Genomic DNA, 24,218 nt, shown 5'->3' on the forward strand with positions numbered 1-24,218 from the left:
GGCGGCGGCAGGCCGAGCCAGCTGCCGATCGCGGCGCCGGGCGATGTCAGCGACGGCGACGACGCGCCGTCGCCGTCGGCTGCCGAGGCCGGCGCCGACGGCGCCTCCGGCGCGTCGCGCACGACCTGCGGGAACTCGGCTTTCACGTCGATCAGCTTCGCCTTCTGGCCCTGCTGCATGAACGCGCCGACCAGGCGCAGCGCGTTGTGCCCGCCTTGCCCCCAGTAGTTGCTGCGGATCGTCACGCGCGGATCGTTGAAGCCGATCCACGCACCGGCGACGAGCTTCGGGCTCATCAGCATGAACCAGCCGTCGGTGTTGTTCTGCGTCGTGCCGGTCTTGCCGGCCAGGTCGCCGCGGATGCCCCACTCGCTGCGGATCGCCGCGCCGGTGCCGGTCTGCACGACGCCGCGCATCACGTCGACAAGCTTCTCGACCAGCGGCCGGTCGAGCACCGGCTCGGGCTTGACCTCGAAGGCCTCGAGCACGCGGCCGTCGCGGTCGGCGATCTGCGTGATCAGCAGCGGCGGGCGGCGTTCGCCGAGCGCGGCCAGCGTCGCATACGCGTTGCCCATCTCGAGCAGCGTGACGGGGCTCGTGCCGAGCGCGAGCGAAGGCACCATGTCGAGCTTCGAATCGCGCACGCCGGCGGCCTGCGCGAAGTTGGCAACGGCCTCGACGCCGACCTCCTGCATCACCTGCGCGGTGATCGTGTTCTTCGATTGCACCAGACCTTCGCGCAGCGTCATCATCTCGCCCGACGGGCCGCTGCCGTCGGTGGGCTGCCAGACGCCGCCGTCCGCCAGCGCGATGTCGATCGCGCCGTCGAGGTACTGGTGCTCGGTCGACATGCCGCGCTGCAGCGCCGCGCCGTAGACGAAGGGCTTGAAGGTCGAACCCGGCTGGCGCCGCGCCTGCGCGACGTGGTCGAACTGCTCGCGCGCGAAGTCGGGGCTGCCGACCCAGGCGCGCACCGCACCGCTCGCGGGATCGATCGCGATGAAGCCGGCCGACAGCCGCGTGCGCTCGTCGCGCACGCGGGCCATCGCGTCGCTGTCGGCGAGTGCGGCCGCGAGCGCCTGCGCATCGCTCTGGCCGGCCTGCTTCGCGGCGCGGAACGGCGCCGTCTCGCGCGCCAGCTCGCGCTGCATCTCGGGGTGTCGCTGCCAGAAGTACGCGAACGGCTCGACGCCCTTCGCGGCCAGCGGCGCCTGGATGCGCGCGACGCGCGGCCGCGCGTCGCTCCATTCCTCGCCGGCGATGCGCTGCAACAAGGCGACCTGCTGCGCGACCGCGTCCTGGGCGAGGCGCTGCAGCTTGGCATCGAGCGTCGTGCGGATCACCAGGCCGTCGGTGTCGAGATCGACGTCGTGCGCGTCGGCCCAGTCGACGAGCTGCTCGCGCAGGTGCGCGACGAAGTGGCGCGCCTGGCCGATGTCGCCGTCCTCCGGCCGCTTGAACGCGAGCACGAGCGGCTGCTTGCGCAGTTGCTCGTAGCGCGCCGGCGCCAGCTTGCCGTGCTTGACCATCTGGGCCAGCACGACGTTGCGCCGATCGCGCGCCCGCTCGGGGTTGCGCACCGGGTTGTAGCGTTCGGTGCCCTTCAGCATGCCGACCAGCGTCGCGCACTGTGCGGTGTCGAGCTGCGATGCCGGCTTGTCGAAGTAGGTGCGCGAGGCCATCTCGATGCCGCGCACGTTGTAGAGGAACGGCGCGCTGTTCAGGTAGCTCTCGAGGATCTGCTCCTTGGTGCTGCTGCGCTCCATCCGCAACGCCGTGATCGCCTCGCGCAGCTTGCGGTTCAGGCTGATCTCGTTGCCGATCTGCTGCGGGAACAGGTTGCGCGCGAGCTGCTGCGTCAGCGTCGATGCGCCCGCCATGCGGCCATGCAGGATGCCCCAGGCCGAGCCGACGATGCGCGTCGGGTCGACGCCGCTGTGTTCGTAGAAGCGATGGTCTTCGGTTGCGATCAGCGCGTGGACGAGGTCGGGCGGAACCTCCTTCAGTGTGACCGGCGCCTGGTAGAGCGTCGAGAAGCGGCCGATGACCTCGCCGTCGCTTGACAGGATCACGCTCGGTCGCAGCGCCTGAGCGCGGATCAGCTCGTCGACCTGCGGCGTCGTGTAGACGAGCACGCACAGGTAGGCGGCGATCGCCGCGATCGTTCCGGCGGCGCCGAGCGCAGCCCACGCGGCGATGCGCCTGAGCCGCCGCGCGCCGTGAGGGTCTTCGGATTTCGGATCGGGCGAGGCTTCGGAGAGATCGGACATGGCGGGTCGAAAGGGTTGCGGAATCCTCGCACAGCCGGCGATGGCCCTGTGACAGGGTGTGGCTCGCCGGCCCGCCTGCGGCCCGTGTTGTCCGGGTGCTTTGTCGGAGAATCGCGCTGTGCCGATTTTCAGCCCCGGCTTGTCGGCGATGATCGCGGCCGCCGCGTTGTTGCGCTGGCCGCCTGAACTTTTCACCGCCCGCGCCACTCTGTAGGCGGTTCCCCACCACAAGGACCTCGAACGTGAACCGTCGCGATTTCTCCGCCCAACTCGCCGTCACCGGCCTCGGGGCCGCTGCTGCCTCCCTGTTCGTCGCGACCGGCCCGGCCGCCGCCCAGGGCATGCCGGTCGAAGGCAAGCAGTTCACGAAGATCGAGCCGCCGGTGCCGCCGAGCGCGCCCGGCAAGGTCGAGGTGATCGAGTTCTTCTCGTACGCCTGCCCGCACTGCAACGCGTTCGAGCCGGTCGTCGAGGCCTGGTCGCAGAAGCTGCCGGCAGACGTGGCGTTCTCGCGCGTGCCGGTGCCGTTCCTGATGAACTTCGAGAACCTGATGCGCACCTACTACACGCTCGAGACGATGGGCCAGGTCAGCGCGATGCAGCGCAAGGTGTTCGCGGCGATCCACGTCGAGCGCAACTACCTCGAGAAGCCCGCCGACATCGCCGCGCTGATGGCGAAGAACGGCCTCGACGCCGCGAAGTTCACGAGCATCTTCAACTCGTTCTCGGTCGCCAGCAGCGTGACGCGCGCGAAGAAGCTGATGGCCGCGTACAGGATCGACAGCGTGCCGACGATCGCGGTGCAGGGCCGCTGGGCCACGTCGCCCGCCTCCGCCGGCGGGCTCGAGCAGGCGACCGCGGTCACCGACTACCTGATCCAGCGCGCGCGGGCCAAGGCCTGATCTGGGTACGTTCGTTCCCGACGCAGACACCAGCGTCGCGACGCTGGCGAACGGCGTGCGCGTCGTCGCGATCCGCATGCCGCAGCTCGACACGGCCAGCGTCAGCATCTTCGTGCGCGCCGGCAGCGCGCACGAGAGCGCGGCGCTGAATGGCGTGAGCCACTTCGTCGAGCACATGGCGTTCAAGGGCACGGGCTCGCGCGACGCGGCGCGCATCAACCTCGATGCCGAGCGCCTCGGCGCCGACGTCAACGCGCACACCGACAAGGATCACACCGCGTTCCACCTGTCCGGCCTCGCCGCGCATGCGCCGCAGTTCGTCGCGATGCTGGGCGAGCTGGTGCGCGACGCGACCTTCCCCGAGGTCGAACTCGAGCGCGAGCGCCAGGTGCTGCTGCACGAGCACACCGAGGACGAAGACGACCCGATGGCCACGGCCTACCTGCTGTTCGATCACGCCTGCTACGGGCTGCACCCGCTCGCGCAGCCGGTGATCGGCAGCCGCCGCAACGTCGAACGCCTGCGGCGTGCCGACCTGGTCGGCTGGGTGCAGCGGCGTTACGGCGGCGCCAACATCGTGGTCGCCGCGGCGGGCGGCATCGACCCGGCGGCGATCGTGCGCGCGGCCGAAGCGGCGCTGGGCGCGATGCCGCGCGGCGAGCCGAACGAGGTCACGCCGCCGACCTGGGCCGGCGACCTGCGCTCGCGGCGCATCGCCGGCAGCAGCCAGACCCATCTCGTGCTCGGCCTGCCGCTGCCCGGCCTGACCGACGACGACCCGGCCGGCGAGGTCGCCGCCGCGCTGTTCGGCGAAGGCATGAGTTCGCCACTGCTGAACGAGCTGCGCGAGACGCGCGGCCTGGTCTACTACGCCGCGTGTTCGGCCGACCTGCTGCAACACGGCGGCGAGTTCGTCGTCGAAGCCGCGTTCGAGCCCGACAAGCTCGACGAGGTGCTGCGCGAGGTCGCTCGACTGCTGCGCGCGCAGGCCGAGGCGATCGCACCGATCGATCTCGAGCGCGCGCGCAACCAGCTCGCGGTGCGGCTGCTGCGCGCGCGCGAACGGCCGGCGCGCCGGCTCGAAGACGCGGCGCTCGACCTGCTGGCGCTGCAGCGCGTGCGCTCGCGCGCCGAGCGCATCGAGCGCGTCCAGGCCGTGACGGCGGAACAGGTGCGCAGCGCCTTCGCGCGCATGCTCGCGGCGCCGGTGGCGCTGGCGCTGGCCGGGCGCCTCGGGCGCAACGTCACCGACCGGGCGCGCGCGAGTCTGATCGGCCTGCGGACCGCGGTCGGACCCGATTGACGCCGCCGCGGCGGCCCTGCGTCACGGATGGAGCTTCTCGCCGCGCGCGAGCATCGTGACGAAGCTCTCGAGGCGCCGCGCACGGGTCTCCGCGCGCTTCGCGGTCTGCAGCCTGAACAGCACCGCATAGCGATTCTGTGCATCGAGCGTCGCGAAGAAGGCCTGCGCGGGCGGATTCGCGTCGAGCGCGGCCTGCAGGTCGGGCGGCACCACCGACGCGCTGCCGGGATCGTAGGCGGCGTCCCAGCGGCCGTCGGCCCGTGCGCGCTCGATTTCCTTCAGGCCGGCCGGGCGCATCCGGCCCGCCCCGACGAGCGCGAGCACCTTCGCGCGGTTCACCTTCGACCACAGGCTGCGCGCCGCGCGCGGCGTGAAGCGGCGCAGCCAGTAGTGCGGCCCGTCGCTGCGGCTGAGCGCGTCGATCCAGCCGTAGCACAGCGCGACCTCCAGCGCCTCGGGGTGCGCGATCGAGCGCGTCGGCGCGCCCTTCTTCGCGATGCGCAGCCACACGCCGCTCGACTTCGCGTGGTGCTTGCGCAGCCACGTCTCCCATTCCTGCGGACCGTCGAAGTGCAGCGGCGTGCCGTCGACGTCGGCCGGCGCGCTCGCCATCGCGTCAACCGCGCCGGCTCTTCGCCTTGCGTGAATCGAGCTCCGCGAGCTGCGCCTTCAGCAGCAGCAGCAGCACGCGCGCGTTGTCTTCGCTCAGGCTCAGAATCGACGACGGCATGCCGCCCTCGTCGCGCGCCGGCGCCGGCTGCACGAGTGCATCGATCTGCGCGCGGATCAGGCCATGGGCGTTCGCCATGGCCTTGACCTTCTGAATCTCGATGTTCCAGGTCTTCATGCGAGCACCTCTTCTTCGTTGTCCATCGTGTCTTCGATCGCCGGGACGAGCCCGAGCGACTCGGCCACGCGCTGCGGGTCGTTCAGCGTGCGCACCGCCAGGTAGGCGATCTCGGCCTGGGGATGTCGGCGGCGCAGGTAGTTGAGCCATTGCTTGAGCCGCCCGGCACGCGCGCGCGGCTCGACATGGCCGCAGACGAGCCGCCAGAACGCCGCGAGCAGCGGCTGCAGCTCGGCCCAGCTCAGGCCCGCCGGTGTCGCGTCGCCGCGGTCGGCGGCGACGATCGCCAGCGCCAGGCCCGGGTCACTGACGATGCCGCGGCCGAGCATCAGCGTGTCGCAGCCCGAGAGCTCGCGGCAGCGCCGCGCGTCGGCGACGCTCCAGATCTCGCCGTTCGCGATCACCGGGATCGCGAACGCCGCGCGGATCTCGGCGATGTGTTCCCAGTAGGCTGGCGGCCGGTAGCCATCGGCCTTGGTGCGCGCATGCACGACGAGTTCGCCGGCACCGGCCGAGACGATCGCGTGCGCGCATTCGAGCGCGCGGCTCGCATCGTCGAAACCGAGGCGCATCTTCGCCGACACCGGCATCGACGCCGGCACCGCACGCCGCACCGCGCCGACGATGGCGTGCAGCAGCGCCGGATCCTGCAGCAGCGCCGCGCCGCCGCCGTGGCGGTTGACGATCTTCGCCGGGCAGCCGAAGTTCAGATCGATGCCGGCCGGCCCGAGCCCGGCAAGCCGCGCGGCATTCTCGGCCAGGCAGACCGGGTCGGAGCCCATCAGCTGCACCCGTACCGGCACGCCGGCGCGCGTCAGGCTGCCGTGGTTCAGCTCGGGCACGACGCGGGTGAACACGCGCTCGGGCAGCAGCGTGCCGGTGACGCGGATGAACTCGGCGACGCAGCGATCCACGCCGCCGGCGCGCGTCAGGATGTCGCGCAGCGTGAAGTCGAGCAGCCCCTCCATCGGGGCGAGCAGGATGGTCATCGGAAGTCGGTTCGGCGGTGCCAACGTGGCCCGGTAGTGTAAGAAGCCCGCCGCGCGGCCCGCCGAAGCCGATTCCGATAGAGTCGCGTAGCTCTCGCTTTCGGACCCCGCAATGAACCTGATCTACGTCGGCGACGCCATGTGCTCCTGGTGCTACGGCTTCGCGAAACCGCTCGACGAACTGCTCGCCGACCCGCAGGATGCCGCGCCGCTGCAGATGGCGCTCGTGATGGGCGGGTTGCGCCCGTTCACGACCGAGGCGATCGCACCCGCGCGCGCCGATGAACTCGCCGGGCACTGGCACCGCGTCGCCGAGGCGAGCGGCCAGCCGTTCGCGCAGGCGCCGCACACGGCCCTGCACATCCCCGGCTTCGTCTACGACACCGAGCCCGCGGCGCGCGCGGCCGTGACGGTGCGCAGCCTGTGGCCGCAGCATGTGTGGCGCTACTTCAAGGCGATCCAGCACGCGTTCTATGCCGAAGGCCGCAACGTCACCGAACCCGGCGTGCTGGCCGACATCGCCGGCGAACTCGATCTGCCGCGCGCGGAATTCGGCAAGGCCTTCGCGTCGCAGAGAATGCGCGACGCGACGCTGCAGGACTTCAAGCAGTCGCAGGCCTGGGGCATTCGCGGCTTCCCGACGCTGGTCGCCGAACATGGCGACCACCTGCACCTGGTCGGCAGCGGCTTCATGCCGATCGAAACGCTGCGCGAGCGGCTCGCCGGCGCGGCGACCGCGCACGACCACCACCATTGAGAAAACAAGGACAACATCCCATGAAGAAACTGATGTGCGCCGGCGCCGCCGTGCTCGGCCTGCACGCAACGATCAGCGCAGCGCCCCAGGCCGACCTCGTCGCGCTGAACGCGAAAGAGGCCGGCGCGGTCGTGACGCCGAGCGGGCTGGTCTACCGGTCACTGCGCATCGGCAAGGGCGCGAGCCCGACCGCGGCCGACACGGTCAAGGTGCACTACCGCGGCACGCTTGCCGATGGCAGCGAGTTCGACAGTTCGTACGCGCGCAATGCGCCGGCGCAATTCCCGCTCGGCGCAGTGATCCCGTGCTGGACCGAAGGCGTGCAACGGATGCAGGTCGGCGGCAAGGCCAAGCTGACCTGCCCGGCGAAGATCGCCTATGGCGAACGGGGCGCCGGCAACGGAAAAATCCCGCCGAACGCCCCGTTGCAGTTCGAGGTCGAACTGCTGGAGATCGCGAAGCGCTGAGACGCCCGCGACCTGCGCGCTGTGGCTGGTGCTATTGCTTGACCGTCAGCTGGTTGTCGACGGCCGACACACCCTTGACGTTCTGCGCCAGCGTCGTCGCACGTTCACGCGCTTCGTTGCTCGGCGCGGTGCCCTTCAGCGAGACGCGGCCGTTGTCGGTGTCGACGTTGATCTTCAGCGCGCTCAGGTTCGGGTCCTTCGCGAGTTCGGCCTTCACGCCGGTCGTGATCATCGCGTCATCCATCTTCGCGCCCATGCGCGAACCGGTGTTCGCGGCGCGACCGCTCTGGTCGTTCGCGGCCGTCGTGGTTTCGCTGCCGTAGTTCCCCGCTTCGGTCCGGTCACGCTGACCGCAGCCCGCCAACCCCAGTGACGCAACCGCCGCGGCGATCGCCGCCGTTGTCAGGATTCGTTGACTCATCAGATTTCTCCTCTGGCTTTGCCGGTCCATCCCGGCAGGTTCACGGCCTTGCGCAGCACAGCCACGCAAGGAAGTGATCCAACGATAGAAGTTGCGTCGGCGCGTCGCCATCGGGCCGGCGCCAGTGCGGGTGTCGGACGATGCCCACACACCTCGCCTGCGCACAGGCGCTCGATCCGCCGTCAGTGCGCTGCGTTCGGGATCACCGCGGGGTATGCGAACTCGCGACCCACGACCGCACGCGCGTAGAGGTAGTTGTCGCGTGCCCGCTCGCTCAGCGAGTCCAGCGGGACCTGCCCGGTCTCGTCGCAAGGGAAGCACAGCGCCCGACCTTCGTGATACAGCGACTGAAAGCGGATTTCGTAGCGTGAGGAAGCGTTCATCGAATTTTTGCTCCTGTCGACGCGTCGTCAATACCGCCCGGCGCTTGATCCAAGTATCGGCAGCCGGTCGGCCCGACGCTGTCGGGGCGCCGCGCTGGCGCGTGTCAGTGAACTTCCATCCGCAGCGTCGGGAGGCGGCCTGCGGCCCGCGATAATCACGGATGATCCGCAACGACGCTCTCACCGCTCCCGCCGCCACCGCCGGCCCCTCGTTTTCCACGCTGCCGCTCGCGCCGGCTCAGCTCGCGAACCTCGGCACGCTGGGTTACCTTTCGATGACGCCGGTGCAGGCGGCGAGCCTGCCGCTCGCGCTCGCCGGCGACGACCTGATCGTGCAGGCGCAGACCGGCAGCGGCAAGACCGCCGCGTTCGCGCTCGCGCTGCTGGCCCGGCTGAAGCTCGACGGCACGGCGCAGCGCTTCGCGGTGCAGGCCCTCGTGCTGTGCCCGACGCGCGAACTTGCCGACCAGGTCACGACCGAGATCCGGCGCCTCGCGCGCAGCGAGGACAACGTGAAGACCCTGACCCTGTGCGGCGGCGTTCCGCTGCGCAATCAGCAGGCGAGCCTCGAGCACGGCGCACACATCGTCGTCGGCACGCCGGGCCGCATCATCGACCACCTCGAGCGCGGCGCACTGCAGCTCGATGCGCTGAACACGCTGGTGCTCGACGAGGCCGATCGCATGCTCGACATGGGCTTCTTCGACGACATCGCGAAGATCGCCAGGCTCTGCCCGAAGACGCGCCAGACGCTGCTGTTCTCGGCGACCTACCCCGAGGGCATCGCGAAGCTCGCGCAGCAGTTCCTGCGCGCGCCGAAAGAGGTGAAGGTGCGTGCGCTGGTCGATGCCGCGCAGATCGAGCAGCGCTTCTACGAGGTGCGCGACGACGAGCGCCTGCATGCGGTCTCGCTGCTGCTGCAGCACTTCCGGCCGGTCAGCACGCTGGCGTTCTGCAACACCAAGCAGCAGTGCCGCGATCTGGCCGACGTGCTGCAGGCACAGGGCTTCGCCGCGCTCGCGCTGCACGGCGAGCTCGAACAGCGCGAGCGCGACCAGGTGCTGGTGCAGTTCGCGAACCGCAGCTGCTCGGTGCTGGTCGCGACCGACGTCGCCGCGCGCGGCCTCGACATCGCACAGCTCGAAGCGGTGATCAACGTCGACACCACGCCGGACCCGCAGCTGCACATCCACCGCATCGGCCGCACCGGCCGCGCCGATGCGAAGGGCCTCGCGCTGAGCCTGGCGAGCCTCGACGAGATGGGCAGCGTCGGCAAGATCGAGCTGCTGCAAGGCGGCGAGGTCACGTGGTATCCGCTGGCCGAGCTGACGCCGGCGCCGGGCGGCCGCCTGCTGCCGCCGATGGTGACCCTGCAGATCGTCGGCGGGCGCAAGGAGAAGATCCGCGCCGGCGACGTGCTGGGGGCGCTGACCGGCGCGGCCGGGTTCACCGCGAGCCAGGTCGGCAAGATCAACGTCAACGAGTTCTCGACCTATGTCGCGGTCGACCGGCAGATCGCGAAACCGGCGCTCGAGCGGCTCGCGGCCGGCAAGGTCAAGGGCCGGAAGGTCAAGGTGCGATTGGTGCAGGAATAGCGCGGCGCCGACGCATGGATGCGGTGCCGACCTACAGCAGCGCGCGCCGCGGCGCATGAGAGTGAGCGCATGAAACGCGAACCGGCGCTCGCCACCCTGGCGCTCGCGGCCCTGGTGCTCAGCGCCGCGCTCGCCGGCTGCGGCGATGTCGCGACCCTGCCGGTCTCCGCCGGTACCGGCCCGAACCCGACACTGCCGACACCCCACAAGACGCTGCTGCCGACCGTGCAGGTCGCGCCGGCGCGCGGCTGGGCCGCGGGCGCGGTGCCGGTCGCGGCGACCGGCACCGCGGTCAACGCGTTCGCAACCGGGCTCGACCACCCGCGCTGGCTGTGCGTGCTGCCGAACGGCGATGTGCTGGTCGCCGAGACCAACGCGCCGCCGAAGCCGGACGACGGCAAGGGCCTGCGCAGCTGGGTGACGCGGCTGATGATGAAGCGGGCCGGCGCCGCGCCGACGAGCGCGAATCGCATCACGCTGCTGCGCGATGCCGATGGCGACGGCGTGGCGGAAACGCGCAGCGTGCTGATCGCGAACCTGAACTCGCCGTTCGGCATGGCACTGGTCGGCAACGCGCTGTACGTCGCGAACTCGGACGGCGTCGTGCGCTTCCCGTACACGACCGGCACGACGCACATCGAGGCGGCGCCGCAGACGGTCGTCGCGCTGCCGGCCGGGACGATCAACCACCACTGGACCAAGAACATCATCGCGTCGCGCGACGGCACCAAGCTCTACGCGACGGTCGGCTCGAACAGCAACGTGGCCGAGAACGGCACCCGCGCCGAGGAGGGCCGCGCCGCGATCTGGCAGATCGACCTGAAGACCCGCGCCCACCGCGAATTCGCCACCGGCATCCGGAACCCGAACGGCATGGCCTGGGAACCGACGACCGGCGTGCTCTGGACCGTCGCGAACGAGCGCGACGAGATCGGCAGCGACCTCGTCCCCGACTACCTGACCTCGGTGCGCGACGGCGCGTTCTACGGCTGGCCGTGGAGCTACTACGGCCAGCATGTCGACGCGCGCGTGACGCCGGAGCGGCCCGACATGGTCGCGAAGGCGATCGCGCCCGACTACGCGCTCGGGCCGCACACCGCGTCGCTCGGCCTCGCGGCGTCGCAGGGCACGAGCCTGCCGGCGCGCTTCGCGAACGGCATGTTCGTCGGCCAGCACGGTTCGTGGAACCGCAAGCCGCCCAGCGGCTACAAGGTGATCTTCGTGCCGTTCGGCGGCGGCAAGCCGGCCGGCGAGCCGATCGACGTGCTGACCGGCTTTCTGGCCGACGACGGCAGCGCGAACGGTCGGCCGGTCGGCGTCGCGCTCGACGCGAAGGGCGCGCTGTTGGTCGCCGACGATGTCGGCAACACGGTGTGGCGCGTCAGCGCGGCGCGCTGAGCGTGCGCCCCGCCGACCGCACGCTGCAGCTGATCGCGCTCTTCGAAGCCGTGAAGGGCTTCGTTGTGTTTGGCGCGGGCTTCGGGCTGCTCGCGCTGCTGCACCGCGATGTGCGGCACGTCGCCGAGTCGCTGGTGACGCGCCTGCACATCTCGCCCGAGCATCACTTCGCCGGCGTCTTCCTGAACGCCGCCGCGCAGCTCACCGATGCGCGGCTCTGGGGCCTGGCCGCGCTGGCGCTGGCGTACACCGCGCTGCGCTGGACCGAGGCCGCGGGCCTGTGGTTCGAGCGCCGCTGGGCCGCGTGGCTGGGCGCGGCCGGCGGCGCGATCTATCTGCCGGTCGAGGTCTACGAGCTGTGCGAGAAGCCGGGGCCGATCAAGGCCGCGACGCTGGCCTTCAACATCGCGATCGTTGCGTTCCTGGTCTGGCGCCTGTGGCGGACGCGCCGCACATCCGCGGCCGCCGTCCGGTCCGCTCAGCCTGCGGCGAGCTCCGAGGCCGGTTCGTCGTCCTCTGCGCCGAGGAAGCCGCCGCTCTGATGCGCCCACAGGCGCGCATACAGCCCGCCCTGCGCGAGCAGGCTGCGGTGATCTCCCTGCTCGACGATGCGGCCCTGGTCGAGCACGATCAGGCGATCCATCGCGGCGATCGTCGACAGGCGGTGCGCGATCGCGACGACGGTCTTGCCTTCCATCAGCCGGTACAGGCTCGCCTGGATCGCCGCCTCGACTTCCGAGTCGAGCGCGCTCGTGGCTTCGTCGAGCAGCAGGATCGGCGCGTTCTTCAGCATCACGCGCGCGATCGCGACGCGCTGGCGCTGCCCGCCGCTGAGCTTGACGCCGCGCTCGCCGACATGCGCGTCGTAGCCGCTGCGGCCCTTCGGGTCAGTCAGCCCCTGGATGAACTCGTGCGCCTCGGCGCGCTTCGCGGCGACGATCATCTGCGCGTCGGTCGCGTCGGGGCGACCGTACAGGATGTTGTCGCGCACCGAGCGGTGCAGCAGCGAGGTGTCCTGCGTGACCATGCCGACCTGCGCGCGCAGGCTGTCCTGCGTCGCCAGCGCGATGTCGTGGCCGTCGATCAGCACATGGCCGCGTTCGACGTCGTACAGGCGCAGCAGCAGGTTCACGATCGTGCTCTTGCCCGCGCCGGAGCGGCCGACCAGACCGACCTTCTCGCCCGGGCGGATGTGCAGCGAGAAGTCGTCGATCACGCGCTTCGTGCCGCCGTACGCGAAGCTGACATGCTCGAAGCGCACATCGCCGCGGCTCACCTGCAGCGGCTGCGCATCGGGCCGGTCGACGACGGCATGCGGCCGGCTCAGCGTGCTGATGCCGTCCTGCACGGTGCCGATGTGCTCGAACAGCGACGCCATCTCCCACATCACCCAGTGCGAGATGCCGTTCAGCCGCAGTGCCATCGCGGTCGCCGCCGCCAGCGCGCCGATGCCGACCTGGCCCTGCGTCCACAGCCACAGCGCCGCGCCCGCGGTGCTCGCGATCAGCGCCATGCTGAGCGCGTGGTTGACGATCTCGAACGCGGTCACGAAGCGCATCTGCGCGTGCACCGTGCCGAGAAAGTCCTGCATCGCGGCGCGCGCGTAGCCGGCCTCGCGCTTCGAGTGCGAGAACAGCTTGACGGTCGCGATGTTGGTGTAGGCGTCGGTGATGCGGCCGGTCATCATCGAGCGCGCATCGGCCTGCGCCTTCGCGACCCGACCGAGCCGCGGCACGAAGTACGCGAGCGCGGCGCCGTACAGCAGCAGCCAGCCGGTGAACGGCACCAGCAGCCAGCGGTCGAAGCCGCCGAGCATCGCCATGATCGTCACGAAGTAGATCACGACGAACACCATCAGCTCGGCGAGGATCATCCAGGCATCGCGGACCGCGAGCGCGGTCTGCATCACCTTGGTCGAGATGCGGCCGGCGAACTCGTCCTGGTAGAAGTGCATGCTCTGCGCGAGCATCAGCCGGTGGAAGTTCCAGCGCAGCAGCATCGGGAAGTTGCCGGCCAGCGCCTGCTGCTTCAGCAGCGACTGCAGCGCGACGAGCGCCATGCTGCCGGTCAGCACGCCGGCGAGCAGCACGAGGTTGTGGCCCTGGTCGGCCCACAGGCGCGCCGGCGTCGTCGCGCCGAGCCAGTCGACGACGCGGCCGAGAAACGCGAACAGCAGCGCCTCGAACGCGCCGATGATCGCGGTGCATGCCGTCATCGCGAGCATGTACGACCGCAGCCCGCGCGTGCAGGCCCACAGGAATGGGAAGAAGCGCTTCGGCGGCGGCGTGGGCTCGGCGTCGGGATACGGCTGCACGAGCTTTTCGAAGAGCAGGAACACGCGCGAACTCCAGCTGAACAGGCGGCGGGGCCCGTGAGCGTAGCCGATGTCCGCATCGCGGGCTGGCGAGGCGAAATGCGCACCAATGTGATGCAATGCCGTGCGTGTCTGCACGTTAGATGGGCCACTTTGCGAGTTCTTGCCCCTGCATCGTGCGTGGCCTAGGGTTTTCCCTCATAATGCGAACCCTAGCCACTCCAAAGACCATCATGTTTTCCGTCTTCCAGTCGATCAAGAACCTGTTCAACGTGTCGGCCAACCCGGCCCAGGATCGCGACGACCAGTACCTGGCCGAAGCCTCCGACATCTATGACCTCGAGCGCCGCATGCGCCAGCTGGATTCGGGCCGCCACAACCTGTACGCGATTGGCTCTTACGGCATCTTCATGAAGTAAGTGGTGCCCCCGCTGCGGGGTACCGCAGCACCCCCCGAGGGGGTCGCGGGCCGCTTGGGAGCGGCCCGGCGCCGGCCCGCGTCGCCGTCTCGACGGTCGCTCGCTGAGCGCTTCATGCGCGGTCATGCGCGCTGCACTTCACGGGCGGCCGCGCCGATGACATGAAACGAAACACGCCGATACCGCCCTGAAAGGACGCCGCGCAGGCCCGCCGGCACGATGAGTCCGTGTTCGAAACACAAGCCTCATCACCTCTCTCGGAAGGAATCTCCATGAAGCGCTGGCTCAAGCGAACCCTCTTCGGTGTCTTCGGCACCGCAATCCTGGTCGGCGGCCTGAGTGCCTGCGGCCACGGCGGCATGCACGGCGGCTGGAACCGCGACATGAGCGAAGCCGACTCGGCCAAGATGCGCGAACACATCCTCGAGCGCGCCGGCAAGGAGCTGAAGCTCGACGATGCGCAGAAGCAGCGCCTGGCCGTGCTGGCCGACAAGCTGCGCGAACAGCGCATCGCAGTGATGGGCAGTACCGACCCGCGCGCCGAGGTGCAAACGCTGGTGGCCGGGCCGAGATTCGATCGCACGAGCGCGCAGGCCCTCGTCGAAGCCAAGACCGCGGCACTGCGCAGCAAGAGCCCCGAGGTCATCGCGGCCGCGGCCGACTTCTTCGACGGCCTGCGGCCCGAGCAGCAGCAGCAGGTGCGCGAGTTCATCGCGAAGCGCCACGGCTGGCGTCATCACCACGCCTGAACCGGGAGCCACGCGGCGCAAGGGACAATCGCGCCCCATGCGCCGCATCCTGCTGATCGACGACGACGCGCGGCTCGCCGCGCCGCTCGCGACCTTCTTCGGCCGCTTCGAGTTCGCGCTCGATGCGGCCACGCGGCCGAGCGAAGGGCTCGCGATGCTGCGCGCGAACGCGTACGACGCGGCGATCCTCGACGTGATGCTGCCCGAGATGGACGGCTTCGAGCTGTGCCGCACGATCCGCCGCGAGAGCGAGCCCTCGATCCGGGAGCTGCCGATCATCATGCTGACCGCGCGCGGCGACGTGATGGACCGCGTCGTCGGGCTGGAACTCGGTGCCGACGACTACCTCCCGAAGCCCTTCGAGCCCCGCGAACTGCTGGCGCGGCTGCAGACCGTGCTGCGCCGCGGCCGCGCGCTGCCGGACGCGCGCGCTGCCAGGCGCTTGAGCTTCGACGGCCTGCAGATCGACCTCGAACGCCGCAGCGTCGAATGCGCCGGCGCAAGCGTCGAACTCACCGGCACCGAGTTCGACCTGCTGGTGCTGCTCGCGAGCGAGCCGCAGAAGGTGTTCAACCGCGACGAGATCCTGAACCGGCTGCGCGGCATCGAGGCCGACCTGCACACCCGTGCGGTCGACATCCTGATCAGCCGCCTGCGCAAGAAGCTCGAGCCGCTGGACGTCATCAAGACGCTGCGCAACGCCGGCTACACCTTCGCGGCCGCTCGCGCGCCATGAGCCTGTTGCGGCGTGGTTGGCGCAATGCTCGGCGCTCGCTGCGCGCACGCCTGACGGGCTTGTTCCTGCTGCTCGCGCTGGCAATGACGCTGAGCTTCGTCGTCGGCATGCAGGCGGTGATGCGCTATGGGTGGCACGACGTGGCGCAGCCGCTGATCGCGAACTACATCGATCGGCTCACGGCCGAGATCGGCACGCCGCCCGATGTCGCGAAGGCGCAGGCGCTGACGCACGCACTGCCGCTGCGCATCCGCATCGACGGGCCGGTCGTGAACTGGTCGTCGCATCCCGACGAGCCACACCGCGGTTGGCGCGAGCTCCATCACGTCGACGCCGATCGGCCCGCCAGCCTCTGGCGGCCGACGCGCGTGCTCGCCGATGGCCATCGCATCCGCTTCGGCCTGGCCGCCCTGCCGCGCGACGACGCGCCGGAAGATCGCGCCCGCCTGATCGGCTGGGCGACCTTGCTCGCAATGCTCCTGCTGGTCGCACTCGCCTATGCGCGCGTGCGCAGCCTGCTGCGGCCGCTGGTCGAGATTCGCGCCGGCGCGATCCGCTACGGCGCCGGCGACTTCTCGCGACCGATTCCCGCGCGAGCGAACGACGAACTCGGCGAACTCGCGCAGCAGGTCAACGGCATGGCCGATGGCCTGCACCACCTGCTCGACGCGAAACGCCAGCTGCTGCTCGCGATCAGCCACGAGCTGCGCTCGCCGTTGACACGCGCCCGGCTGAACGCCGAGCTGGTCGACGCGGGCCAGGCGCGCGACGCGCTGCTGCACGACCTGGCCGAGATGCGCGACCTCGTCACCGACCTGCTCGAAAGCGAGCGCCTCGCGAGCGGCCACACGGCCCTGCACACCGAGCCGACCGATCTGAACGCCGTCGCCCGTGAGCTGGTCGCGGCACAGTTCGGCACTGAGCAGATCACGCTCGCGCTCGCCCCGGATCTGCCGACGATCGCGCTCGACGCGACCCGCATCCGGCTGCTGCTGCGCAACCTGATCGACAACGCGCTGCGCCACGGCGCCGGCGCGGCCGCGCCGACGATCGTCATGACCGCGCTTGACGGCGATGTGCTGTTGCTGAGCGTGCGCGACCACGGGCCTGGCGTCGACGAAGCGCAGCTGGCGCAGCTCGCCCAGGCCTTTCACCGACCCGACAGTGCGCGCGAACGCGCGACCGGCGGCGTCGGGCTCGGGCTGTACCTGTGCCGGCTCGTCGCGCAGGCCCACGGCGGCTCGCTGCAGCTTCGCAATGCCGACCCCGGCCTGCGGGTCGACGTGCGGCTGCCGCTGAACCACCCCTGAGCGGCCGGCCGCGCGCGCCTACTTCTTGCGCGTCTTTTCCCAGTCGCGCAGCGCCGTCAGCGTGTTCGTGACGTGCTTGCTCGGGTTCAGGCTCTGGTAGCTGTAGATGATCGAGCGATCGGGGGTGATCACGTACGACACGCGGTTCGCGTAGTCCGGCATGATCATCATCGCGGCGTCGTAGGACTTGATCACCGTCTTGGCCGCATCCGATGCAACCGCGAACTTGCCCTGGCAGGCCTGGGTCGAGAACTTCAGCTGGGTGTCGATGTCGTCGGTCGACACGCCGATCACGGTCGCGCCCAGCGCGGTGAACTTTTCGGTCGCCTCGGCAAACTCGTGCGCCTCGGCCGAGCAGCCCGCGGTGAACGCGGCCGGGAAGAAGTACAGCACCACCGGGCCCTTCGCGAGCGTCTCGGCGAGCGAGAAGCTGTACTGCTTGCCGGCCAGCGCGGCCGGCGCGGTGAAGTCGGGCGCCTTCTCGCCGATGTCCAGTGCGGCCCAGGCCGACGGCGCGATCGCGCATGCACCCAGCAAGCCCATCACGGTTCTCTTCATGTCGACTGCTCCTTGCCCGCCGCGGGCGGATCGCGATCTTGCCAGAAGGCGAAAACCCTAGGCAGCGCGCACTAAGTCCGCCGCGAATGCGCCGATATGATCCGCCCGCATCGAAGCACGCCCGCCGCCGGCGCGACGTGCCGCCCACTCGGAGACAGGCATGTTCGACTACATCGTGATCGGCGGCGGCTCGGCCGGCTGCGTGCTCGCCGCGCGATTGAGCGAAGACCCGAACGTCAGCGTCTGCCTGATCGAGGCCGGCCCGGCCGACAAGAGCGTGCTGATCCACTGCCCCGCAGGCCTCGCGCTGCTGGCGCAGACCGGCCAGGCGAACTGGGCCTTCCAGACGGTGCCGCAGGCCGGGCTGAACGGCCGCCGGGGCTACCAGCCGCGCGGCAAGGTGCTCGGCGGCTCGAGTTCCGTGAACGCGATGATCTACGTGCGGGGCCCGCGCGAAGACTACGACCGCTGGGCCGCCGAAGGCAACCTGGGCTGGGGCTTCGACGACCTGCTGCCGTACTTCCGGCGCGCCGAGCACAACGAGCGCGGCGCCGATGCGCTGCACGGCACGGGCGGCCCGCTGAACGTGATGGATCTGCGCAGCCCCAATCGCTTCGGGCCGGTGTTCGTCGAGGCCGCGGTGCAGGCCGGCTACCCGGCGAATCGCGACTTCAACGGGCGGGTGCAGGAAGGGGTCGGCCTGTACCAGGTCACGCACAAGGGCGGCGAGCGCTTCAGCGCCGCGAAGGCCTACCTGACGCCGAACCTCGCGCGCCCGAACCTGACCGTGATGACCGACGCGCACACAACGCGCATCCTGCTCGAAGGCCGGCGCGCCGTCGGCGTCGAAGTGCGCATCGGCGGCGCGTTGCGGCAGCTCCATGCCCGGCGCGAAGTGCTGCTGTGCGCCGGCGCGCTGCAGTCGCCGCAGATCCTGATGCTGTCGGGCATCGGCCCGGGCGCGCAGTTGCAAGGGCACGGCATCGCGACCGTGCACGACCTGCCGGGGGTCGGCGCGAACCTGCACGACCACGTCGACGTCGTGCAGGTCGTCGACGCGCCGCGCCTGACCGAACTCTTCGGCCTCTCGGCGGCCGGCGCGCTCAACGCGATCAAGGGCATCCTCGAATGGCGCCGTGCGCGCAGCGGGATGCTGACGACCAACTTCGCCGAGGCCGGCGGCTTCATCAAGAGCGGGCCGGCCGAGCCGTTGCCCGACCTGCAGCTGCACTTCGTCGTCGGCAAGCTGATCGACCACGGCCGCAAGACGGTGTTCGGGCACGGCTATTCGTGCCACGTCTGCCTGCTGCGCCCGAAGAGCCGCGGCACGCTGACGCTGGCGAGCGCCGACCCGCTCGCGGCGCCGCTGATCGATCCGAACTTTCTCGCCGAGCGCGACGATGTCGATCGCCTGGTGCGCGGCTTTCAGCTGATGCGCGGCATCCTGCAGCAGCCGGCGCTGGCCGGCTACCGCGGCGAAGAACTGCAGGCCTCGGCCGGCGCGCGCAGCGATGCGCAGATCGAGGCCTTCATCCGCGGCCACGCCGACACGATCTACCACCCGGTCGGCACCTGCCGCATGGGCTCGGGCACGATGGACGTGCTCGATGCCCAGCTGCGCGTGCATGGCATGCAGGGGCTGCGCGTCGTCGACGCGTCGATGATGCCGAGCATCATCGGCGGCAACACGAACGCGCCGGTGATCGCGATCGCCGAGAAGGCGGCCGACCTGATCAAGGCTGCCGCGTAGCCGAAGGCCTCGCCGCTTCGGGCGAGAATGGCAGCAACAACCCTTGCTGTCAGGAGACTCCCGCATGAAGACCCAAGCCGCCGTCGCGTGGAAAGCCGGCGCCCCGCTGACGATCGAGACCGTCGACCTCGAAGGGCCGCGCGCCGGCGAGGTGCTGATCGAGGTCAAGGCCACCGGCATCTGCCACACCGACTACTACACGCTGTCGGGCGCCGACCCCGAGGGGCTGTTCCCGGCGATCCTCGGCCACGAGGGCGCGGGCATCGTCGTCGATGTCGGCCCCGGCGTGACGACACTCAGGAAAGACGACCACGTCATCCCGCTCTACACGCCCGAGTGCCGCCAGTGCAAGTTCTGCCTGTCGCGCAAGACGAACCTGTGCCAGCTGATCCGCGGCACGCAGGGCAAGGGCCTGATGCCCGACGCGACCAGCCGCTTCTCGATCGACGGCAAGCCAATCCTGCACTACATGGGCACGAGCACGTTCAGCAACTACATCGTCGTGCCCGAGATCGCGGTCGCGAAGGTCCGCGCAGACGCGCCGTTCGACAAGATCTGCTACATCGGCTGCGGCGTGACGACCGGCGTCGGCGCGGTGCTGTTCACCGCGAAGGTCGAGGCCGGCGCGAACGTCGTCGTGTTCGGCCTTGGCGGGATCGGCCTGAACGTGATCCAGGGCGCCAGGATGGTCGGTGCCGACAAGATCATCGGCGTCGACCTGAACCCCGAACGCGAAGCGATGGCGCGAAAGTTCGGCATGACGCACTTCATCAACCCGAAGCAGGTCGACAACGTCGTCGATGCGATCGTTCAGCTGACCGACGGCGGCGCCGACTACAGCTTCGAGTGCGTCGGCAACACCAAGCTGATGCGCCAGGCGCTCGAATGCACGCACAAGGGCTGGGGCCGCTCGATCATCATCGGCGTCGCCGAGGCGGGCGCCGAGATCAGCACGCGACCGTTCCAGCTCGTCACCGGTCGCAAGTGGGAAGGCTCCGCGTTCGGCGGCGCGCGCGGCCGCACCGATGTGCCGAAGATCGTCGACTGGTACATGGACGGCAAGATCAACATCGACGACCTGATCACGCACCGGCTGAAACTCGCCGACATCAACCAGGGCTTCGACCTGATGAAGAGCGGCGAGTCGATCCGGTCCGTGGTGATGTACTGACAGGAAGTCTGAGATGCGAAACATGCCTGCGTTCGTCAGAGCGGCAAAGGCGAGAGCGGCCGGGCCGACGAGGGCTGAAGCCGCGCCCCCGACTGCGTCGGGGGTGCCCTGCGCTGCTCGCTGCGCAGGGCAAGTCCGCAAACTCGGCCCTGGGTACAGGACCTCAAACATGCGGACTTGGGCCGCAAGCGGCCCGACCCTGCTGCGCTGCGCTGCTCGGCGCTGGCTTCTTGATGCCCTCGCCGGCCCGGCCGCTCTCGCCTTTGCTGGCACGGTGGCGGCGTTCGGTCGACATGCCACTGAGGGTGGGCTTCGCGGCAGGCGGTACGCGGTGCGGGCGATTTCTGTGGCGACGAGCAGCGCAGGGCCGGGGTCGGCACGCGCACAGCGCGTGCTTCGTGGTCTGACTCGCCGCGGCTGTCTGAACGCAGCGAACGAAGTGAGCGCAGTGAGTTCGGCGGCGCGACCCCGGACCGAGCAGCGCAGTGCAGTCGGTGCGCAGCACCGACCGCCACAGCATGAGCCCGCGCCGGGTGCCACCTGCCGCGACGCACCGAGCGTCCCGACAAGCAGTCGCGCACAAAGGGCGGCATCGGGTCGAGCGCCCTCCCTCATCGACCATCCGCGCCTTGTGTGCCGCGACACGCGCGCAGCGCGTTGAAGGAACTGACATGCAAGGCAACCGCAGCCTCGCCACGCTCAGCGAGCACGCCTGTTTCGGCGGCGTGCAGGGCTTCTACCGACACGACTCCGACGAGACCGGCACGCCGATGAAGTTCGGCGTCTTCGTGCCGCCGCAGGCGAAGAGCGGCCCGGTGCCGGTGCTGTTCTTCCTCGCAGGCCTGACCTGCACCGAAGAGACCTTCGCGATCAAGGCCGGCGCGCAACGCCATGCCGCCGAGCACGGGCTGATGCTGGTCACGCCCGACACCAGCCCGCGCAACACCGGCGTCGAAGGCGCCGACGCGTCATGGGACTTCGGTACCGCCGCCGGCTTCTACCTCGACGCGAGCGAAGCGCCGTGGCGGCGCCACTGGCGCATGGGCAGCTACCTGACGCGCGAACTGCGCCGGCTCGTGCTCGATCACTTCGCGGCGCGCGACGATCGCGTCGGCCTGTTCGGCCACTCGATGGGCGGACACGGCGCGTTGACGCTGGCGCTGAACAACCCGGGCCTGTACCGGAGCGTCTCGGCGTTCGCGCCGATCGCCGCGCCGATGCAATGCCCGTGGGGCGTGAAGGCGTTCAGCGGCTACCTGGGCGACGACGCGAAGGCCTGGGCGCGCCACGACGCGACCGCGCTGATCCAGTCCGGCGCGCGCCTGCCGCCGCTGTTGATCGACCAGGGCCTGGCCGACCCGTTCCTCGCCGAGCAACTGCATCCCGACCGGTTCGAGGCCGCGTGCGCCGACACCGGCCAGCCGCTGACCTTGCGCCGCCACGAAGGCTATGACCACGGCTACTACTTCATCGCGACCTTCATCGCCGATCACCTCGCGCACCACGCGCGGCAGCTGCGGGCGGAACGATGAACGACCCGCGCGACGACAGCCCCGCCCCAGCCGCCAAGCCGGGGGCCGGACAGCCGCGCAACCCGCTGCACGGCGTCACGCTCGAGGCGATGCTGACCGAGCTGGTCGCGTATTTCGGCTGGCTCGAGCTCGGCGCGCGCATCCAGATCAACAGCTTCAACACCGACCCGAGCATCGCCTCGAGCCTGAAGTTCCTGCGCCGGACGCCGTGGGCGCGCGAGAAGGTCGAGGGGCTTTACCTCTTCATGCGGCGCGAGCAAGCGCGCACCCGACGGGATTGAACGCTCTTTGCCTGCGGCGGTTGGAGGTTCGCCGCACAATGCGCCGCATCGCGACTCGCCTCTGCAGCGTCCCATGCCCTCCTCGACGAAAACGCCGGCGCCGTTCGGCAGCTGGCCCTCGCCCGTCACGGCCGCACTGATTGCCGGCGCGACGATCCGCCTCGGCCAGGTCGCGCTGCGCGGCGACGAGATCCTCTGGAGCGAAGGCCGGCCGCAGGAACAGGGCCGCAACGTGCTGGTGCAGCACGCCCCCGACGGCTCGCTGCGCGACCTGAACCCGGCGCCGTTCAACGTGCGCACCCGCGCGCATGAATACGGCGGCGGCGCGTTCGTCGCCCTCGACGAGCCTGGCAAGGGCGCGGTGTTCAGCCACTACGACGACCAGCAGCTGTACCAGGTCGAACCCGGCGGCATGCCGCGGCAACTGACCCGCGATGCCGACCAGCGCTACGCCGACGCGCTCGTCGACCCGGCCCGCCGTCGCCTGATCGCGGTGCGCGAGGACCATCGCGCCGGCGCTGCCGATGCAGCGGCCACGCTGGTCGGCATCGCGCTCGACGGCGGCGCGGTCGAGGTGCTGGTGCAGGGTCACGACTTCTTCTCGAGCCCTGCCCTCAGCCCCGATGGCCGCCAGCTCGCCTGGCTGAGCTGGGACCACCCGAACATGCCCTGGGACGGCACCGAGTTGTGGCTCGCCGATGTCGCCGCCGACGGCTCGCTCGGCAGCGCGCGCCGCGTCGCAGGCGGCGCGACCGAATCGATCTTCCAGCCGACGTGGTCACCGCGCGGCGAACTGCACTTCGTCTCCGATCGCAGCGGCTGGTGGAACCTGTACCGGCTGCGCGGCGATGCGGTGCAGCCGCTGCATCCGTTGCAGGCCGAGTTCGGCACGCCGCAATGGGCCTTCGGCATGTCGACCTACGGCTTCGACCGCGCGGGCCGGATCGTCTGCGCCATCAACCAGCGCGGCCTCTCGACGCTCGCGATCCTCGACCCCGACAGCGGCCGCTTCGATACGCTCGACACGCCGTTCTGCGCGATCGAAGGGCTGCGCGTCGGTGCCGATTTCGCGGTCTTCATCGGCGCCACCGCCGCGCAGCCGCCCGCGATCGTGCGACTCGATTTGCGCACCGGCGCGCACGAGGTGCTGCGCGCCTCGAGCACGGCCGAGATCGATGCGGCGTTCGTGTCGCGCGCCGAGCCGATCGGCTTTCCGACCGAAGGCGGGCGGCAGGCGCATGCGTTCTTCTACGCGCCGGTCAACCGCGACCACTGCGGCCCCGAAGGCGAGCGCCCGCCGCTGATCGTGATCAGCCACGGCGGGCCGACCAGCGCGAGCGACGCCGGGTTCAAATGGTCGCACCACTACTGGACCAGCCGCGGCTTCGCCATCGTCGATGTGAACTACGGCGGCAGCAGCGGCTACGGCCGCCCCTACCGCGAACGGCTGAACGGGAAATGGGGCGTCGTCGATGTCGACGACTCGGTCAACGCGGCGCGCCACCTGGTCGCGCAAGGCGCCGTCAGCGCCGAGCGCCTCGCGATCCGCGGCGGCAGCGCCGGCGGTTACACGACGTTGTGCGCGCTGACCTTCCGCAACTTCTTCCGAGCCGGCGCGAGCCACTACGGCATCGGCGACCTCGAGGCGCTGGCGACCGACACGCACAAGTTCGAGTCGCGCTACCTCGACCGGCTGATCGGGCCGTATCCGGCGGCGCGGGCGCTGTACCGCGAGCGCTCGCCGATCCGCCACACCGAACGGCTCGCGAGCCCGATGATCCTGTTCCAGGGCGCCGAGGACAAGGCGGTGCCGCCGTCGCAGGCGCAGACGATGTTCGACGCGGTGAACGCGAAGGGCCTGCCGGTCGCGTACCTGCTGTTCGAGGGCGAGCAGCACGGCTTTCGGCGCGCGGCGACGATCCGGCGCACGCTCGAAGCCGAGCTGTACTTTTACGGCAAGGTGTTCGGCTTCGCGCCGGCGGATGCGATCGAGCCCGTCGACATCCGCAATTTGCCCGGCTGACAAATGTCTCGCGTGGTCACGCTGCCGTACGTCCGCTTGCATC

At 70.2% G+C, this 24,218-nt stretch carries 24 protein-coding genes; 16 read left to right on the top strand and 8 right to left on the bottom strand.

The features are described 5' to 3' along the window. A partial coding sequence (locus tag AC1DTW_RS26365) for a penicillin-binding protein 1A (protein ID WP_477984679.1) occupies positions 1 to 2,270 on the bottom strand: 2,270 nt, incomplete at its 3' end. Between the two features lie 242 nt (positions 2,271 to 2,512). Between AC1DTW_RS26365 and AC1DTW_RS26370 the strand changes: the two genes are divergently transcribed. Next, positions 2,513 to 3,172 carry a thiol:disulfide interchange protein DsbA/DsbL gene (locus tag AC1DTW_RS26370; protein ID WP_477984681.1) on the top strand — a complete coding sequence of 220 codons (660 nt, stop codon included), beginning with the start codon at positions 2,513 to 2,515 and terminating at the stop codon, positions 3,170 to 3,172. A 55-nt stretch (positions 3,173 to 3,227) separates the two neighbouring features. After that, positions 3,228 to 4,475, top strand: a complete 1,248-nt coding sequence (locus AC1DTW_RS26375; RefSeq protein WP_477984683.1) for a M16 family metallopeptidase — start codon at positions 3,228 to 3,230, stop codon at positions 4,473 to 4,475. Positions 4,476 to 4,496: 21 nt separating this feature from the next. On the opposite strand, the gene AC1DTW_RS26380 is transcribed toward AC1DTW_RS26375, so the two are convergent. The 3 genes from AC1DTW_RS26380 to AC1DTW_RS26390 are packed head-to-tail and all read right to left on the bottom strand — an operon-like array spanning position 4,497 to position 6,311. After that, complete coding sequence (locus AC1DTW_RS26380) at positions 4,497 to 5,087, bottom strand: YdeI/OmpD-associated family protein (RefSeq protein ID WP_477984685.1); 591 nt, start codon at positions 5,085 to 5,087, stop codon at positions 4,497 to 4,499. A 4-nt stretch (positions 5,088 to 5,091) separates the two neighbouring features. Further along, a complete protein-coding gene (locus AC1DTW_RS26385; RefSeq protein ID WP_477984687.1) occupies positions 5,092 to 5,322 on the bottom strand; it encodes a hypothetical protein in 231 nt (76 codons plus the stop codon). Continuing rightward, positions 5,319 to 6,311 (bottom strand): tRNA dihydrouridine synthase, encoded by a 993-nt coding sequence (locus tag AC1DTW_RS26390; protein ID WP_477984689.1) that lies wholly within the window; start codon positions 6,309 to 6,311, stop codon positions 5,319 to 5,321. Before AC1DTW_RS26390 ends, AC1DTW_RS26385 begins: the two co-directional genes overlap by 4 nt. A 112-nt stretch (positions 6,312 to 6,423) precedes the next feature. Here AC1DTW_RS26390 and AC1DTW_RS26395 point away from each other — a divergent pair, with 112 nt between their 5' ends. Together AC1DTW_RS26395 and AC1DTW_RS26400 are read left to right on the top strand one after the other, a co-directional pair. Continuing rightward, positions 6,424 to 7,068: a DsbA family protein gene (locus tag AC1DTW_RS26395; protein WP_477984691.1), complete on the top strand. Its 645-nt coding sequence runs from the start codon at positions 6,424 to 6,426 to the stop codon at positions 7,066 to 7,068. Positions 7,069 to 7,088: 20 nt separating this feature from the next. Then, positions 7,089 to 7,535, top strand: a complete 447-nt coding sequence (locus AC1DTW_RS26400) for an FKBP-type peptidyl-prolyl cis-trans isomerase (RefSeq protein WP_477984693.1) — start codon at positions 7,089 to 7,091, stop codon at positions 7,533 to 7,535. Positions 7,536 to 7,566: 31 nt separating this feature from the next. Here AC1DTW_RS26400 and AC1DTW_RS26405 read toward each other — a convergent pair whose 3' ends face one another. Beyond that, positions 7,567 to 7,956, bottom strand: a complete 390-nt coding sequence (locus tag AC1DTW_RS26405; protein ID WP_477984695.1) for a BON domain-containing protein — start codon at positions 7,954 to 7,956, stop codon at positions 7,567 to 7,569. Between the two features lie 182 nt (positions 7,957 to 8,138). Continuing rightward, positions 8,139 to 8,339: a hypothetical protein gene (locus tag AC1DTW_RS26410; RefSeq protein ID WP_477984697.1), complete on the bottom strand. Its 201-nt coding sequence runs from the start codon at positions 8,337 to 8,339 to the stop codon at positions 8,139 to 8,141. A 161-nt stretch (positions 8,340 to 8,500) separates the two neighbouring features. Here AC1DTW_RS26410 and dbpA point away from each other — a divergent pair, with 161 nt between their 5' ends. The 3 genes from dbpA to AC1DTW_RS26425 all read left to right on the top strand — a co-directional run bounded on the left by dbpA (position 8,501) and on the right by AC1DTW_RS26425 (position 11,874). Beyond that, the gene (gene dbpA, locus AC1DTW_RS26415; protein ID WP_477984699.1) at positions 8,501 to 9,934 is read left to right on the top strand and encodes an ATP-dependent RNA helicase DbpA; all 1,434 of its coding nucleotides are present in this window, start codon (positions 8,501 to 8,503) and stop codon (positions 9,932 to 9,934) included. A 69-nt stretch (positions 9,935 to 10,003) separates the two neighbouring features. Further along, positions 10,004 to 11,332, top strand: coding sequence for a PQQ-dependent sugar dehydrogenase (locus AC1DTW_RS26420; RefSeq protein ID WP_477984700.1), 1,329 nt, complete (start codon positions 10,004 to 10,006; stop codon positions 11,330 to 11,332). A gap of 2 nt (positions 11,333 to 11,334) precedes the next feature. Continuing rightward, the gene (locus AC1DTW_RS26425; protein ID WP_477984701.1) at positions 11,335 to 11,874 is read left to right on the top strand and encodes a DUF2127 domain-containing protein; all 540 of its coding nucleotides are present in this window, start codon (positions 11,335 to 11,337) and stop codon (positions 11,872 to 11,874) included. Here the strand turns inward: AC1DTW_RS26425 and AC1DTW_RS26430 are convergent. Beyond that, on the bottom strand, positions 11,811 to 13,670 hold the full coding sequence (locus AC1DTW_RS26430; RefSeq protein ID WP_477984702.1) for an ABC transporter ATP-binding protein: 1,860 nt from the start codon (positions 13,668 to 13,670) through the stop codon (positions 11,811 to 11,813). The genes AC1DTW_RS26425 and AC1DTW_RS26430 overlap by 64 nt on opposite strands. Before the next feature lie 209 nt (positions 13,671 to 13,879). Here AC1DTW_RS26430 and AC1DTW_RS26435 point away from each other — a divergent pair, with 209 nt between their 5' ends. The 4 genes from AC1DTW_RS26435 to AC1DTW_RS26450 all read left to right on the top strand — a co-directional run bounded on the left by AC1DTW_RS26435 (position 13,880) and on the right by AC1DTW_RS26450 (position 16,860). Beyond that, positions 13,880 to 14,065, top strand: a complete 186-nt coding sequence (locus AC1DTW_RS26435) for a DUF3563 family protein (protein ID WP_477984703.1) — start codon at positions 13,880 to 13,882, stop codon at positions 14,063 to 14,065. A 272-nt stretch (positions 14,066 to 14,337) separates the two neighbouring features. Next, on the top strand, positions 14,338 to 14,814 hold the full coding sequence (locus AC1DTW_RS26440) for a Spy/CpxP family protein refolding chaperone (RefSeq protein ID WP_477984704.1): 477 nt from the start codon (positions 14,338 to 14,340) through the stop codon (positions 14,812 to 14,814). A gap of 37 nt (positions 14,815 to 14,851) precedes the next feature. Further along, positions 14,852 to 15,550, top strand: a complete 699-nt coding sequence (locus AC1DTW_RS26445) for a response regulator transcription factor (RefSeq protein ID WP_477984706.1) — start codon at positions 14,852 to 14,854, stop codon at positions 15,548 to 15,550. Beyond that, a complete protein-coding gene (locus AC1DTW_RS26450; RefSeq protein ID WP_477984708.1) occupies positions 15,547 to 16,860 on the top strand; it encodes a sensor histidine kinase in 1,314 nt (437 codons plus the stop codon). Before AC1DTW_RS26445 ends, AC1DTW_RS26450 begins: the two co-directional genes overlap by 4 nt. A gap of 18 nt (positions 16,861 to 16,878) precedes the next feature. Here AC1DTW_RS26450 and AC1DTW_RS26455 read toward each other — a convergent pair whose 3' ends face one another. Beyond that, positions 16,879 to 17,418, bottom strand: coding sequence for a peroxiredoxin (locus AC1DTW_RS26455; protein ID WP_477984710.1), 540 nt, complete (start codon positions 17,416 to 17,418; stop codon positions 16,879 to 16,881). 160 nt (positions 17,419 to 17,578) lie between these two features. Here AC1DTW_RS26455 and AC1DTW_RS26460 point away from each other — a divergent pair, with 160 nt between their 5' ends. From AC1DTW_RS26460 to AC1DTW_RS26480, 5 genes are all read left to right on the top strand, one after another. Continuing rightward, complete coding sequence (locus AC1DTW_RS26460) at positions 17,579 to 19,168, top strand: GMC family oxidoreductase (RefSeq protein ID WP_477984712.1); 1,590 nt, start codon at positions 17,579 to 17,581, stop codon at positions 19,166 to 19,168. Between the two features lie 64 nt (positions 19,169 to 19,232). Beyond that, positions 19,233 to 20,339 carry an S-(hydroxymethyl)glutathione dehydrogenase/class III alcohol dehydrogenase gene (locus AC1DTW_RS26465; RefSeq protein ID WP_477984714.1) on the top strand — a complete coding sequence of 369 codons (1,107 nt, stop codon included), beginning with the start codon at positions 19,233 to 19,235 and terminating at the stop codon, positions 20,337 to 20,339. Positions 20,340 to 21,010: 671 nt separating this feature from the next. Next, the gene (fghA, locus tag AC1DTW_RS26470; protein ID WP_477984716.1) at positions 21,011 to 21,871 is read left to right on the top strand and encodes an S-formylglutathione hydrolase; all 861 of its coding nucleotides are present in this window, start codon (positions 21,011 to 21,013) and stop codon (positions 21,869 to 21,871) included. After that, on the top strand, positions 21,868 to 22,152 hold the full coding sequence (locus AC1DTW_RS26475) for a VF530 family protein (protein WP_477984718.1): 285 nt from the start codon (positions 21,868 to 21,870) through the stop codon (positions 22,150 to 22,152). Before fghA ends, AC1DTW_RS26475 begins: the two co-directional genes overlap by 4 nt. A gap of 73 nt (positions 22,153 to 22,225) precedes the next feature. After that, positions 22,226 to 24,175 (top strand): S9 family peptidase, encoded by a 1,950-nt coding sequence (locus AC1DTW_RS26480; RefSeq protein ID WP_477984720.1) that lies wholly within the window; start codon positions 22,226 to 22,228, stop codon positions 24,173 to 24,175. Positions 24,176 to 24,218 lie beyond the last annotated feature (43 nt).

This window comes from Rhizobacter sp. P5_A1, assembly GCF_056400745.1.